The sequence below is a fragment of the Halorubrum xinjiangense genome (assembly GCF_900102375.1).
Taxonomy (GTDB): Archaea; Halobacteriota; Halobacteria; order Halobacteriales; family Haloferacaceae; genus Halorubrum; species Halorubrum xinjiangense.
The window spans coordinates 124,845-138,684 of the sequence record NZ_FNBO01000001.1 but is presented as its reverse complement, the minus strand read 5'-3'; the positions used below and the strand labels follow the sequence as shown (position 1 = coordinate 138,684).

Genomic DNA, 13,840 nt, shown 5'->3' with positions numbered 1-13,840 from the left:
TCGCCTCCTCGCCCGTCCCACCGAGTTCAGTTCTCGGTCTCGGCGTCGCCGTCCGGGCGGACCGCTTCCGCGCTTCCGCTCCGACCGTGCCGGAGACAGCTGACGGTGCCGGTCGTCACCCGTTCCGCTCCCGCGTCCGCCGGCCGGTCGACGGCCGCCGGGGCCTCGCGTTCGCAGACGCTGGTGAAGGCGGCGGCCAGCGTCTCGTCCGCGGCGTCGACGTCGCCGGCCGCGAGCGCCGCGGCCGCGTCCTCGACCGCGGCCTCCGCGTCGGGGTCGGGGAGCTCTTCCGCTAGGCCGACGGCGCGTCGAACTGTCGCTGCGGTGCGTCCCTCGCCGGCGCGGTCACCGCCCGTCCCCGTCTCGCTTTCGGGGTCCCCGACGGCGGCCTCCGGAAGCTCTCCCGCTTGGACCGAGAAGCGAAAGCCCGCGATCGCCCGCCAGGTCGACTCCGACACCGAGAGGTCCGCCGGCGGGATCACGTCGGGGCACCGGGGATGGAACCGACAGCCTGAGGGCGGATCGCTCGGGTTCGGGACCGTGTCCGTCAGCGGCCGCCCGAGCTCTCGGTCCGTCGGGTCGAGGGAGGGGACGGAGGAGAGCAACACCCGCGTGTACGGGTGTGCCGGGTCCGCCAACACGGAATCGGTCGCGCCTCGCTCGACGATCTCGCCGAGGTACATGACCGCGACCCGGTCGCAGCTCCGTCGGATCACGTCGAGGTCGTGGCTGACGAACAGGACGGCGATGTCGAACTCGCGCCGGATCCGGTCCAGCAGGTCGAGGATCTCGGACCGGACCCTCGCGTCCAGCGCGCTCGTCGGCTCGTCCGCGACGATGAGGTCGGGGCTGACGACGAGCGCCCGCGCGATCGAGATCCGCTGTTTCTCGCCGCCGGAGAACTCGTGGGGGTAGCGGTCCGCGTCGTCTCCGGAGAGCCCGACGCGTTCGAGGATGTCCGCGACGATCGCGTTCCGCCGCTCGGCGTCGTCGAGACCGTGGATCCGGAGGGGTTCGGCCACCGCCTCTCCGACCGTCATCCGCGGGTCGAGCGCGTCGTTGGGGTCCTGAACGATCAGCTGCGCGCGGCGGCGGAACGCGTCGCGCTCCTCGCCCGTCAGCTCCGACACCGGCTCGCCGTCGAACCGGACCTCGCCGGCAGTCGGCTCTTCGAGCCCCAAGACGGTGTGCGCCGTCGTCGTCTTGCCGCTCCCTGACTCGCCGACGATCCCGAGGGCCTCCCCGCGCTCGACGTCGAAACTCACGCCGTCGACGGCGCGGACGCGGCCGACTTCGCGACGGAGCAGCCCGCGGGTGATCGGGTAGTGCTTCTTCAGGTCGCGGACCGAGCAGATCGGGTCCCCGCTCATCGCGGCTCGCCCTCCGCGTTTGGGGTCGCCGTCGATGACGACTCCGCGATCTCGCCCTCCGACTCTCGCTCCGCTCGGCTGTCCATCGGCGACGTCGCGTTTTCGCGGATCGGTGACGGGTCCCCGTCCGCCCCGTAGTGAACGCACGACGCCGCGTGGGCGGCCGCCCCGGAGACCCGGTGGAACGGCGGCTGCGCGCCGCCGGCGCACTCGTCTATCGCGTGCGGGCACTCCGCGCGGAACCGGCAGCCGTCGGCCGGGATCTCGCCGCGAGCGGTCCGCTCGTCGATAGACGGTCCATCGGTCTCCCCGTAGCTGTCGAACAGCGCCTGGGTGTACGGATGGGAGGGCTCGCCGAACACCGCCTCGACGGGTCCCCGCTCGACGATTGTGCCGCCGTACATGACCAGCACGCGATCGGCGACGGCGGCGACGACTCGCAGGTCGTGGGTCACGAGCAGGATGCTCGTCCCGTCGCCGACGATCGACCGGAACAGGTCGAGCAGCCGCGCCTGTACCGTGACGTCCACCGCGGTCGTCGGCTCGTCGGCGATGAGCAGGTCCGGGTCGCCAGCCAGCGCGACCGCGATGGCGAGTCGCTGTTGCATCCCGCCCGAGAACTCGTGCGGATAGCTGTCGAGGCGCTCCCTCGCACGGGGGATGCCGACCCGCCGGAGCAGATCGACCGCGCGGCCTCGCGCCGCCGACCGGCTCACGTCCTCGTGGATCCGTATCGACTCCGTCACCTGCTCGCCGACGGCGTACACCGGATCGAGCGCGCTCTGCGGGTTCTGGAACACGTGGGCGATCCGACGCCCCCGGATCGACCGCAGTTCCGTCGCCGACCGATCGATGACGGACTCCCCGTCGAACTCGACGGCGTCGGCCGACACCTCAGCCGGCGGTTGGGGGACGAGCCCGGTGAGCGACTCGCAGGTGACGCTTTTGCCGCTGCCGGACTCGCCGACCAGACACACCGTTTCGCCCCGGTCGACGTCGAAGCTCACCCCGTCGACCGCGTGGAGCCATCCGCCGTCTGTCCGGATCCGCGTCCGGAGGTCCCGCACGGAGAGAAGCGGGGTCTCGACGGGGCCGTCGCGTCGGCGGCTCACGAGCGGTCACCCCTCGGGTCGAGCGCGTCCCGAACGCCATCTCCCAGCGTCTTGAACGCGACGAGCGTCGCCGTCAGCGCGGCGGCCGGGAGCGTCGAGGCCCACCAGATCTTGTAGGCGGGCTGTTCGGCCCGCTCCTGGAGCTGTCCGGCGATCGCCGCGTTGCTCGACTCGCTGATCGTCGACCCCCACGAGTAGGTGCCGACCTCGTGGAACCCGAGGAAGGCGACGCCCGCCTCGATGAGGACGAACAGCGCAAGCAGCTGGAACACGGCCGGAACGAGCGTGTTCGTGCTGTTGGGAATGATGTGTCGCCGAGCGACGTACGCTCCGGACGCCCCGAGGCTCCGAGCGACGAGGACGTACCCCTCCCCGCGGCGCTGGATCACCTCGCTTCGAACCAGCCGGGCGATCCCGCCCCAGCTGAGCAGTCCGAACGTCGCGAGCAGCAACAGCAGCGAGGGCCCGTAGTAGGCGTAGCCGATGAAGTACAGAAGCAGCGCCGGGATACACAGCTGAACGTCGACGTACGCCGAGAGCAGGTCGTCGACGACGCCGCCGCGGATTCCCGCGACGACGCCGACCGCCGCGGCCAGCGGAACGATGAACGCCGCCGAGATGACGGTCACGTACGCCGCGGTTCGGGCGCCCGCTATCAGGAGGAAGCCGAGCGGGTGCCCGCGCTTGTTCGTTCCGAGGGGGTACTCCCACGTCCCGTGACACACCCGGTCGAACGCGCCGCCCGTCTCGACGCCGAGACACTCCTGCGGGGGGACCGTACTGGCGAATCCCACCGGCGGGTGGAAGGCGTGGTGGAACCGGAGCGGCGGGGAGCCGCCGAGCGCTGGACCGGCCACCCCGACCGCGAGGAGCCCGGCGACGAACGCGCTCGAGAGCGCCACCGCGGGTCGCCGTCGAAGCGCGTCGAAGAGCGAGACTCGCCGCCGCCGGAGCCGCTTCGCGAACGGGATCACGCCGTAGGCGGCGACGACCGTCGCGGCGAGGAGGAACACCCAATCGACGGTCGCCGGCCGCAGGTCACCGATCAGATACGGCCCCGCCGACAACCACTGATACGCCCGGACGAGGGCGATAAGCGCCACACCGACGACCAGCGCCGCCCGCTCGGCCGTGACGGTTCGCTTCGACCGTTGAATATCGTCCCAATCGAGGTCTTCGAACTGCGGAGCGTCTTCTGTTGGCGGCATATGGAGGGTAACCGTAGTATCGACGGACGGACGTTAAAACCACCTGCCCGATTCGCGACGCGACGGCAACTAGTATCTCCCCCTCTCCGTGAATCGGCGACTCGCGGCGGACACGCCCCTGATTTAATATCTTCGCGTTCGTGGTGCCCGCAAACGTGTCCTCCGCATCGATCTCGAAGCCTCGGCCGGCCCTCCCTCCAGATACCGCTCACGCGACGACGCGCGCGCCGAACCCGGGTGCGATCCGATGAACCCGCTCCGGATCCTCGCGAAGCGGGCGCTCATGGGTCTCGTGACCGCTTGGGCCGTCCTCACGACGATATTCGCGCTGTTCACGCTCACCGAAGACTGGGTGTTGTCCGGGCAGATCGGCGTCGCCAGGTTCGCGGGCGAGAACGACCCCGACGCGCTCGCGGAGATCAGAGCGGAGTACTTCGCGGCGCGCGGCCTCGACAGGCCGCTTACCGAGGTGTACGTCGACTGGCTCGGAAACATGGTCACCCTCGACTGGGGGAGCTCGATGTCGACCGGCGAACCGGTGTTTCCGCTCGTGATGGAAGCGGCCGCCCGGACGGCCGCGTACGTCGTCCCCGCGATCGGCTTGGCCGTCGTCTGCGGGGTCTCGATCGGGATGTTCGCCGCGCTGTACCCGGAGAGCCGCGTCGGGTCCGGCGGCGTCGCGACGGCCTATCTGCTCTTCGCCCTGCCCGGCTTCTGGCTCGGCGGGATGCTCTTCTCGCTCACGCTCGACGGGCGGCTGGACCGCTCGCCGCTCCTCTTCGATCACCTGCTCCCGATCGGACTGACGTTCACGGCGCTGCTCGGGGGATACGTCAGCTACTCGCGGGCCCACTCGCGGGAGTACGCCACGGCGGAGTTCGTCTCGCTCGTCAGGGCGAAGGGCGCCTCGGGGTACCGCGTCGCCGCTCACGTCGTCCGAAACGCCGCCATTCCGTTCTTCTCGATGTTGTTCACCGAGGCGATCGGACTGCTCGTCCTCGCGGCGTTCGTGACGGAGGTCCTGTTCGGCATCGAGGGGTTCGGCCTCCTGCTGTTGCGGGCGGTCGCCGACCGCGATCTCCCCGTGCTTCTCGGCGGGACCATCGTCGTGATCGCCGTCGGCGTGATCGGGACCATCGTTCAGGACCTGGCGTACGGCTACCTCGACCCGCGGGTCGAGATGGGGTGAGGTCCGCCCAAAGCGCGGTCAGGGCGTTATGCCCGTGTCTTCGCCCGGCGTCGCGACCTTTTCCGGGTCGAGTTCGAGGATGTGTTCGCCGCAGTCCGCACAGCGGATCGCGACGACCTCGTGGGCCATACAGCAGGACTCGACGGTGTCGGCGGTCGCCGCGACGTCGCCGCCGCACACCGGGCACGAAGCGTGGAACGACCGGAGCGACTGGAGGATCGAGAGCCGCTGTTCGGCCGGCACGTCGAGCCACCGGTCGGTGCGCTCGATGAGGGCGAGGTGCGACGCCACGTCCGCGAGGTACGCGCCGTCGCCCGGCCACTTCCGGACGCGTCGCAGGACGGTCACCGCGGGATACGACCGGTCCTCGAAGGCGACGTCGTCCGGACTCACGCCGAACATCTCGGCGAGCGTCTCCGCCCGCACCTCCTCGCGTTCGAGCGAGGCGACGCGCGACTCGACCGCCTCAGCGAAGTCGTCCTCGAAGATCAGGTCCTCGCCGTCGTCCGTCGGCTCGACGACGGCGACGTCCAGGAGGAACTCGATCGGATCCACGGCGTTCTCCCGCTGGTCGCGGATTCGCTCTATCGTCTCGAACTCCGGTTCGTCGGCGTCGACCTGCTCTGCGGTCTCGGCGTCGGCCGCTTCGTCGGCGTCGCTACCGGCCCGGCCGGTGGTCTCGTCGACCGTCCCGTCCGGTTCGAACGTGGTCACCGTCACCTCGCCGGACCGCGCGGTCGACACCTCCTCCCAGCCGTCCCTGGGTCCCTCGGGGGCCTTCCCGAACAGTCGGAGCACGCGGTCTGGGAGGTACCGCTTCGTGAGTTCCGGCGTTCCGGGTACCAGGTATCCCCGGTAGTAGATGCTCCCCAGCGACGCGACCAGCACGACCGCCGCGGCCACCGGCCCGAACACCGCGGCCGCTGCGGTCAGCGCGAGGGCGAGAATCCCGTTCAGAACGGTACACGGGACACACCGGTTCGCTCCGGTGTACTCCGGCTCGCGGATCCTGTCTCGTAACGACGTGCCACGGGAGCTCATGTTCACGAATGTTCCCGGAACGATAAAAACGGCCGGTATCCCGGATCGAATCGCCCGAAAATCCCGTCTCTGCCGGCGTTTCGACGCGATCAGTCGCCGGCTTCGTCGGCCGCCTCGCGCCGCGCCGGTTCGTCGTCGCGCCCGGAGCCGCGGTCTTCGGGGGCGTCGGGGCTCGCGTTCTCGGACGGTCGATCCGATGTCTCGTCGCTGACGGCGCGTTCATAGCGCGCGATCTGCTCTTGGTGGAGCGAGTGGATCATGTCCGCGAGGAACCCGAACACGAGCAGCTGGATCCCGAGGATCGTCGCGCCGACCGCGCCGACGGCGACCACCTCGTGGCTGATACCGAACGCGAGGTACCGGTACAACACGAACGCCGCCATCGCTATCCCCGCCGCGGTCGACGCCGCGCCGACGCTCCCGAAGTAGAACAGCGGGTTGTTCGTCTTCGCCTTCCGGTACAGCTCCAAGAAGATCACCCCGCCGTCGCGGATCGGGTGGAGATTCGTCGCCGAGCCGCCGGGGCGCTCTCGGTACGTGATCGGGACAACGGAGACGGGGACGCGGTTCTTCACGCATTCGACGGCCATCTCCGTCTCGATCCCGAACCCGTCCGCGGTGAGGTGGAGCCGCCGGAACGACTCGCGGGTGAACGCGCGGTACCCCGAGAGGATGTCGCGGTAGCCCTCGCGGTGGATCGTCCGGAACGCGAGGTTGATCAGGCGGTTGCCGATCCGGTTGAGTCGGGTCATCGCGCCCGGGCGCATGTCCGCGAACCGGTTGCCGATGACGTGCTCGGCCTCGCCGTCGAAGAGCGGGTCGAGCATCGCCGCCGCGTCGTCGGCGTCGTAGGTGGCGTCGGCGTCGGCCATCAGCACGTACGGCGCCGCGACGTGGTCGCGGACCGCCTCCCTGACTGCCTGTCCCTTCCCGCGGCCCGACTGCTCGACGACGCGCGCGCCGGCCTCGCGGGCTATCGACTGCGTCTCGTCGGTCGACCCCCCGTCGATCACGAGGACATTCTCGAACCCGGCGTCGCGGAAGCCCGTGACGACGCGTGCGACCGTCTCGGCCTCGTTCATCGTCGGCAACAGGACGCAGACGTCGTCGTGATCGCTCATCAGGCGAGCGATCACGCGGGAGTCGCTAAACTCTGTCCCTCCCGGTCGCGGCCGGGGGCCGCCCGCACCGCCGCTAGGGGCCACCCGCAACGCCGCCGCCCCTGCGGGTGCTGCGGTCACCCACACGCTCATGTATGTGAGCATTGATCGTGGTTGTATGTCACATCCACCGGACGACCACGCCGACGAGCTGCTGAGCGCCGCCCGCACGGCGACGGGCGACGAGCTGCGGAGCCTCACGTACTTCACCGAAGACGACGTCGAGCAGCTGTACCTCCGCAGCGACCTGAGCCGGACCGCCGACCTGATCGGCTTCGCGGAGAACGAGCGGCACGGGTTCCACGCGCAGACGATGTACGCGGACACCCAGCTCGGCGAGTACCAGTTCACGGTTCGCGTGTTCGAGAACGGCTACCTCACGCGCGTGATCGCCAACGACCACGGCGTGTGGGTGACCACCGACTCGATGGAGATGGATCGGTTCGAGGAGCTGGCGAGCGCGCTCGCGTCGCTCCTCCGGTCGTTCGACCCCGCTTGACTCCGTGCCGGCTCCGCGACAACGTCACCCGAGGTGGCTCTCGAACTCGCCGACCAGCTCGTCGGCGTCGACGGGCTTCGTCACGTAGCCGTCGGCGCCCGCCTTCACCGCCTCCATCATCTTCTCCTGCTGGTCGACGCTCGTACACATCACGATCACCGCGTCGGGCCGCTGCTCTTTGATCGTCGCGGTCGCTTCGATCCCTGTCACCTCCGGCATCACGACGTCCATCGACACCGCGTCGGGCTCGTACGCCTCGAAGAGTTCGACCGCCTCTGCGCCGTTTTCCGCCTCGTCGACGACCTCGAATCGGTCCTCCAGCGCGTCCCGGACGACGGTCCGCTGGAAGGAGGAGTCGTCGACGACGAGCACCCGCTCGGTCATACAGTGTATCCCGGCCTGACCGATATAAGCGCGCGGATCGCATGAGACGGACGGCGCGAATCACTCAGCAAGATAGGCTCGAATCACTCGGCACGCGGGGTTCGAACGCGGTCGGGGATAGGGCGCGACTCGGTGTCGGGAGTGCGACCCCTTCTCGAACGCTATCCCTTGTATATTCGATAAAGCATATAATGAACATGGGAACAAGGTTAAGGTGTATCCCGCGATACGGTCGCGTATGGAAACGCGGAAGGTCCAGCGGTTGGGGCCGTCGACGCTGGCGATGACTCTCCCGGCCGAGTGGGCGCAGGAACACGGCGTGAACAAAGGCGACGAGGTGTCGCTGCGGATGGGTGGCAAGGGGACGCTCACGGTGCTTCCCGAGTCCGTGAGCACGGAGGAGTCGGAGGCCGTCATCAACGCGGACGGCCTCGACGCGCGGTCGCTCGAACGCGCGATCGTCGCGCAGTACGTGCTCGGGCGGCGCGTGATCCACGTCCGCAGCGAGGGGACGCTCGACAGCGAACACATCAACGCGGTGTACAAGGCTGAGACCCAGCTGATGGGGCTCGGCGTCATCGAGGAGACCCCGGAGGACATCTCGATCCGCTGTTCGGTCGATCCGGAGGATTTCACCCTCGACAACCTGCTCGAACGGCTGGAGAACACCGGCTCGACGATGCGCGGCGAGGGCGTGAAGGCGCTCGCGCACGGCAACCCCGACCTCGCGCAGCGCGCGCTCAACCGCGAGCGGCAGGCGAACAAGATATTCGTCCTCCTCCTCCGGCTGATCTTCACGGCCTACCAGAACCCGAACCTCGCGCGCGCGGTCGGCCTCGAGGAGGGGTTCCCGCTCATCGGCTACCGCTCGGTCGCGAAGAACCTCGAACTCACCGCCGACAACGCGGAGGACATCGCGGAGATCGTGATGGAGGCCGACGGGCACACCCTCGACGTCGACAGCGCGACGATGCGACAGATCCGCGAGTTCACCGACCAGGTGGACGATCTGACCGCGCTCGCGGTGCGGGCGGTCGTCGAGCGCGACTACGACCTCACCGTCGAGTGCCGCGACCTGTTCTCGCGCTTGGAGGACCGCGAGCAGGAAATCCTCGCCGAGCTGCCGGACGACCTGGACAACGAGACGCTGCTCATGACCCGCGAGGTGCTCGTCAGCCTCCAGCACACCGCGGAGTACGCAATGCGGAACGCCGAGATCGCCGCGAACCTCGCGCTCAACGAGGCGTCTGACCACGTCGAGATCATCTGACCGCGGCGGTCGCTTCGCGCTGACGCGGCCGGCGCCCGCCGCCGTTGGCCGACCGCGTCGCGCGGTTCGCATGAACTAAGTGGCCCCCCGCGAAGCGGTTCGTATGAGCGAGGGTTCCATCGAATCGGACAAGGAGGTCGGCGTCGCGCTCGCGCTCGGTGCCGTCGCGGTCGTCGGCGCCGTAGTCATGTTCGCCTACCCCGGGCAGTTGGGGAAGGCGTGGGGGTTCGCGGCCGCGTTCGTCTTCGCGACGTTCGCCGTCGGCGCGGTTCAGCTGTTCGACTGACCGATCGCGCCGCAGTCCCGCGTCGACCGACCTGGGTGGTCCCGCGTCGATCGATGCGGCCGGTCCGCGCTCGGTTCCCGTCCGGCCGATCGGTCGCGAAGACGAGAAACCGTTAAGGACGTCAGACGTGTATATCTGATAATGAGCGAGTACACCGAGGAGGAACAGCGAATCCTCGCGTACCTCACGGACAGCGTCACCCGTGGCGAGCGGTACGTTCGCTCGAAGACGATCGCCGACGCGATCGGGCTCACCGCGAAGCAGGTCGGCTCGCGGCTCCCCCGCCTCGCCGAGAAGTCGGACGACGTCGATATCGAGAAGTGGGGCCGCGCCAAGTCGACGACCTGGCGCGTGACGCCGGAAGGATGAGGCGGTAGGGCCGCGGTCGCGTCCCGACGCGCTCGCCGCGTTCTCCGAACCCGACTCCGTCGACGCGCATTTTTAACCCCCGTCGCCCCAAACGGGAACGTATGACCGTTCGAGTCTCCCGGACGTTCGAGTTCGACGCGCCGCCGGCCGACGTGTGGGCGTTCATCTCGGACGCGGAGCAGCGCGCGGGCGCCATCAGCGTGGTCGACTCCTTCGAGGTCCACGACGACCGGAACGCGACCTGGCACGTCGCGCTCCCGATACCGATGATCCGGTCGACGATCGACGTCGAGACGGAGGAGGTCGAGCGCGACCCCCCGAACCGGGTGAAGTTCGTCGGGAAGTCGCGCGCCTTCCGCGTGACGGGCGAACACGAGATCACCGAGACCGACGACGGCGGCTGCCGGCTCGCCAACGAGTTCGTCGTCGACGGGCGGCTCCCCGGCGTCGAGTCCTTCTTCAAGCGCAACTTCGACGCCGAACTGGACAACTTAGAGGACGCGCTCCGCGCCTCGCTCGCCTCCCCGGCATGAGGCTCGCCGGCGTCCAACTGGCGGTCGAGGGCGGCGAAATCGAGGCGAACGTCGAGCGGGCGCTCGACCGCGTTCGGGCGGCCGCGGCCGCGGGCGCCGACCTCGTCGTGCTCCCCGAGCTGTTCGACGTCGGCTACTTCGCGTTCGACGCGTACGGCCGCGCCGCGGAGAGCCTCGCCGGCGACCGCCTCTCCCGGTTCGCGGCCGCGGCCGACGACAACGACGTGGCGGTACTGGCGGGGACCGTCGTCGAGGACCTGTCGGCGTCGGCCGCGGACGGCCTCGACGTGCCCGCCGAGTCGGGGCTCGCCAACGCCGCGGTGCTGTTCGACGCCGACGGCGAGCGGCGCCTCGTCTACCGGAAGCGCCACCTGTTCGGGTACGGCTCCGAGGAGACGGACCGGATGGTCCCCGGCGAGCGGACGCCCGTGGTCGACCTCGGCGGGGTCAGGGTCGGGGTGACGACCTGCTATGACCTCCGGTTCCCCGAGCAGTTCCGCGGGATGGTCGAAGCCGGCGTCGAGTGCGTGGTGGTGCCGAGCGCGTGGCCGTACCCGCGGATCGAACACTGGCGGACGCTCGGCCGCGCGCGAGCCATCGAGAACCTGACGTATGTCGCCGCGGTCAACGGGAGCGGGCGGTTCGGCGACGACGCGCTCTGCGGGCGGAGCGCGGTGTACGACCCGTGGGGAACGACGCTCGCGTCCGTCGGCGACGAGCCCGGAGTCGTCACCGCGACGGTGGACCCCGAGCGGGTCGCGGCGGTCCGCGAGGAGTTCCCCGCGCTCCGCGACCGCCGGTGAGGTTCCGGTCCGCGGGCCGAGTCCGTTGCCTCCCGCGTCCGCGATCGGGACTCGAATCCGGATCCGGATCTCACATATTTATACGCGTGAGGCACGTAGCCGAACATGCCGAAGACCGACGCTTTTCTCGTTGGAATTCGGCGTTAATCGATCCGCGCGCCCGTCCCGACCGCTGGGCGGCGTCGCCGACGACAGCCCGGGGGTCCGCTGTCCGGCCGCCGCCCGCCCGCCTCTCGCCGCCTCGCCTTTCGCCCGCCTCCCTTCGCTTCCACCCTTTCCGCGTTTCCACCCCTTCCACCCCTTCTGCTCTCTTCGCTCCGCCCTCGACTGCCGTCCAGTCGCATCTCTTTCTCCTCGTCCAGTCGCACCCTCTTCGACCGCACGCCGCTGCCGCCGTCTCTCCGATCCGAGTATCTCTCGTGATAACTCGGCCGGTAAGTTCATACGTCGCTCGGGAAAGGCAGTAAACGCCGCGGACGCATCCGGCCGGCCCCATCCCGCTTCGGGCGGGCCGGTCGGCCACTCGCTTCCACCGTCCGTCGTCCGTCGGCTTGGGTTCGGGTCCACCCGCTCCCACACCGAGCCCGAACCCCTTTCTGTGCGCGCTCCACTTCGCCGGACAGCGACCGCGTTCCTCGCCGGCCGGGTCGAAGCGCAAGGAGGAAACCCTCGGCCGACGAATCCGCGTTCGAATGTTCCCCCGCGAGTACCGCGGCGTCGCCTTCGTCGTCGGGCTGTTCTTAGTCGTCCAGGTGGGCGCGCTGGCGCTGGTCCCCGAGTTCGCCGCGAGCGGCTATCAGGCGGTCGAAAACCCCGATAACCCCACGAACAGCGTGCTGTACGTCGTCGCCATCGTCGCGATGACCGGACTGATGTTAGCGGCGTTCCGCTACGACTTCGACGGGGCGATCCGGCTGCTGATCGTCGGCGTCTCCGCGTGGCTCTCGTGGTACGTGTTCTCCGCGCTCGTCTCGCCGCTCGCGGCCGCTGTCCCCGCGGTCGCGGTCGCCGTCGGCCTGCTCGTCCACCCGGAGTGGTACGTGATCGACACCGCCGGGGTGTTGATGGGCGCGGGCGCCGCCGGCCTCTTCGGCATCTCGTTCGGCCTGCTGCCCGCGCTAATCCTCCTCGCCGTCCTCGCCGTCTACGACGCGATCTCGGTGTACGGCACCGAACACATGCTGTCGCTCGCGGAGGGCGTGATGGACCTGAACATCCCCGTCGTGTTGGTGATCCCGCTGTCGCTGTCGTACTCGCTGCTCGACGGCGAGGGAGCGAGCGAGGAGGCTTCGGGCGTGGGCGAGGAGGCGGACGCGGATGCGGATCCCGAGGCTGCTTCCGCCGACAAGGAGGAGAAAGTCGCGGCCGCCGAACCCGACGAGGACGGCGACCGCGACGCCTTCTTCATCGGCCTCGGCGACGCCGTCATCCCGACGGTGCTCATCGCGAGCGCGGCGAGGTTCTCGCCGGCGGCGGACCTCGCGGTCCCGCTCCTCGGTGTCAACCTCCCCGCACTGCTCGCGATGGTCGGGACGCTCGCGGGGCTGATCGTCCTCATGCGCTGGGTGATACAGGGTCGGCCGCACGCGGGGCTTCCCCTCTTAAACGGCGGCGCGATCGGCGGCTACCTGATCGGCTCGGTCGTCGCCGGGGTCCCGCTGCTCGAGGCGCTGGGGCTCGCGGGGTTCTTTTAAATATATTCGCCGTACGACGACTGTGTTTATAAATCGCTGAGGGACACGACCACCACCGAAGCCCCAGCCGCTCGGCTGTACGATGATATTGTTTATAAACTGCCGATCGACACGACCACCACCGAAGCCCCAGCCGCGAGGCGGGCGCACGCTCGCTGCGCGCTTCGGTCGCTCGCGGTGCTCGCTCCCTCCAGTGCTTACGTCGCCTGCGCCCGCCTCGCGGCTGCCCCTTCGAGTCCCGCCCGACCACAACCGCACGGCACCTCACACCTCCCCAGCCTCGTCGGTCGTCCTCCGCTTCGCTCCGGACGACCGACTCCCTCGCGCGTGCTGCTCGGCCGCAAGGCGGCCTCGCAGGCACGCGCCACCGCAGAGAATTCACCGCAGAGAAATTCGTTAGTCGTCGTCCGCGGGGTTCCCGTCGCGCGTCTTGACGGCGACGCCGGAGCCGAGCTCCTCGGCCTCAGTGCCGGAGAGCTCGGCGCGGCCGACCCCGAATATCTCGTCCGTCTCGTCGACGACGAGGACCTCGTCGCCCGGGCGGATCCCGTCGTCGGCTGCGGTCACGAACTTCGCGAACGTGTTGCGCCCCTCGCGCACGAACGGCTCGCTCTCCTCGCCGACGACCATCCGGTGTCGCGGTTCGGGGAACGCGTCGGCGATCCGCTTCCCGCCCGCGAGCCCGAGCGTGAACCGGCCGTCGGTGCCGTACGAGACGAGCCGGTCGCCCTCGCTGCTGCCGGGGGTGTCGTCGACGTCGCCGTCGATCACCTGCCGCGGGCGGCCGCCGCTCGATCGGCGCACGGTGAGGGCGTCGTCCGGCGGGAACAGGGCCTCGCCCGCGCCGGCGCCGAACTGGTAGTCGGCGGCGGTCCGCAGGTCCGCGAGCGTGTCGGCGTCGGTCATGGTCGCGGTTCCCCGC

The 13,840-nt window shown here is 69.5% G+C and carries 15 protein-coding genes; 8 read left to right on the top strand and 7 right to left on the bottom strand.

The features are described from left to right. Positions 1–26: 26 nt before the first annotated feature. The 3 genes from F3H13_RS00625 to F3H13_RS00615 are packed head-to-tail and all read right to left on the bottom strand — an operon-like array spanning position 27 to position 3,690. Positions 27–1,370, bottom strand: a complete 1,344-nt coding sequence (locus F3H13_RS00625) for an ABC transporter ATP-binding protein (protein ID WP_149797141.1) — start codon at positions 1,368–1,370, stop codon at positions 27–29. Continuing rightward, on the bottom strand, positions 1,367–2,482 hold the full coding sequence (locus tag F3H13_RS00620) for an ABC transporter ATP-binding protein (RefSeq protein WP_149797140.1): 1,116 nt from the start codon (positions 2,480–2,482) through the stop codon (positions 1,367–1,369). The genes F3H13_RS00625 and F3H13_RS00620 overlap by 4 nt, the downstream gene beginning before the upstream one ends. Continuing rightward, positions 2,479–3,690, bottom strand: a complete 1,212-nt coding sequence (locus F3H13_RS00615) for an ABC transporter permease (RefSeq protein WP_149797139.1) — start codon at positions 3,688–3,690, stop codon at positions 2,479–2,481. Before F3H13_RS00615 ends, F3H13_RS00620 begins: the two co-directional genes overlap by 4 nt. 247 nt (positions 3,691–3,937) lie before the next feature. Between F3H13_RS00615 and F3H13_RS00610 the strand changes: the two genes are divergently transcribed. Beyond that, on the top strand, positions 3,938–4,879 hold the full coding sequence (locus tag F3H13_RS00610) for an ABC transporter permease (RefSeq protein WP_149797138.1): 942 nt from the start codon (positions 3,938–3,940) through the stop codon (positions 4,877–4,879). Between the two features lie 18 nt (positions 4,880–4,897). On the opposite strand, the gene F3H13_RS00605 is transcribed toward F3H13_RS00610, so the two are convergent. Both F3H13_RS00605 and aglJ read right to left on the bottom strand, forming a co-directional pair. Continuing rightward, positions 4,898–5,920: a hypothetical protein gene (locus tag F3H13_RS00605; RefSeq protein WP_149797137.1), complete on the bottom strand. Its 1,023-nt coding sequence runs from the start codon at positions 5,918–5,920 to the stop codon at positions 4,898–4,900. 89 nt (positions 5,921–6,009) lie between these two features. After that, a complete protein-coding gene (gene aglJ / locus F3H13_RS00600; RefSeq protein ID WP_223174351.1) occupies positions 6,010–7,041 on the bottom strand; it encodes an S-layer glycoprotein N-glycosyltransferase AglJ in 1,032 nt (343 codons plus the stop codon). Between the two features lie 157 nt (positions 7,042–7,198). Between aglJ and F3H13_RS00595 the strand changes: the two genes are divergently transcribed. Further along, complete coding sequence (locus F3H13_RS00595; RefSeq protein ID WP_149797136.1) at positions 7,199–7,579, top strand: DUF7522 family protein; 381 nt, start codon at positions 7,199–7,201, stop codon at positions 7,577–7,579. 24 nt (positions 7,580–7,603) lie between these two features. On the opposite strand, the gene F3H13_RS00590 is transcribed toward F3H13_RS00595, so the two are convergent. After that, on the bottom strand, positions 7,604–7,963 hold the full coding sequence (locus F3H13_RS00590; RefSeq protein ID WP_149797135.1) for a response regulator: 360 nt from the start codon (positions 7,961–7,963) through the stop codon (positions 7,604–7,606). 238 nt (positions 7,964–8,201) lie between these two features. Here F3H13_RS00590 and F3H13_RS00585 point away from each other — a divergent pair, with 238 nt between their 5' ends. From F3H13_RS00585 to F3H13_RS00560, 6 genes are all read left to right on the top strand, one after another. Further along, entirely contained in the window at positions 8,202–9,233 is a 1,032-nt protein-coding gene (locus F3H13_RS00585; RefSeq protein ID WP_149797134.1) for a phosphate signaling complex PhoU family protein, read from the top strand. Between the two features lie 103 nt (positions 9,234–9,336). After that, a complete protein-coding gene (locus F3H13_RS00580; RefSeq protein ID WP_149797133.1) occupies positions 9,337–9,519 on the top strand; it encodes a DUF7525 family protein in 183 nt (60 codons plus the stop codon). 141 nt (positions 9,520–9,660) lie between these two features. Beyond that, on the top strand, positions 9,661–9,888 hold the full coding sequence (locus F3H13_RS00575) for a DUF7123 family protein (protein ID WP_008440311.1): 228 nt from the start codon (positions 9,661–9,663) through the stop codon (positions 9,886–9,888). 101 nt (positions 9,889–9,989) lie between these two features. Continuing rightward, positions 9,990–10,421, top strand: a complete 432-nt coding sequence (locus F3H13_RS00570) for a CoxG family protein (RefSeq protein WP_149797132.1) — start codon at positions 9,990–9,992, stop codon at positions 10,419–10,421. Further along, the gene (locus F3H13_RS00565; protein ID WP_149797131.1) at positions 10,418–11,224 is read left to right on the top strand and encodes a nitrilase-related carbon-nitrogen hydrolase; all 807 of its coding nucleotides are present in this window, start codon (positions 10,418–10,420) and stop codon (positions 11,222–11,224) included. The genes F3H13_RS00570 and F3H13_RS00565 overlap by 4 nt, the downstream gene beginning before the upstream one ends. A gap of 692 nt (positions 11,225–11,916) precedes the next feature. Further along, complete coding sequence (locus F3H13_RS00560) at positions 11,917–12,918, top strand: presenilin family intramembrane aspartyl protease PSH (protein ID WP_149797130.1); 1,002 nt, start codon at positions 11,917–11,919, stop codon at positions 12,916–12,918. 396 nt (positions 12,919–13,314) lie between these two features. Here F3H13_RS00560 and F3H13_RS00555 read toward each other — a convergent pair whose 3' ends face one another. Continuing rightward, positions 13,315–13,824: a PUA domain-containing protein gene (locus F3H13_RS00555; protein WP_149797129.1), complete on the bottom strand. Its 510-nt coding sequence runs from the start codon at positions 13,822–13,824 to the stop codon at positions 13,315–13,317. Positions 13,825–13,840 lie beyond the last annotated feature (16 nt).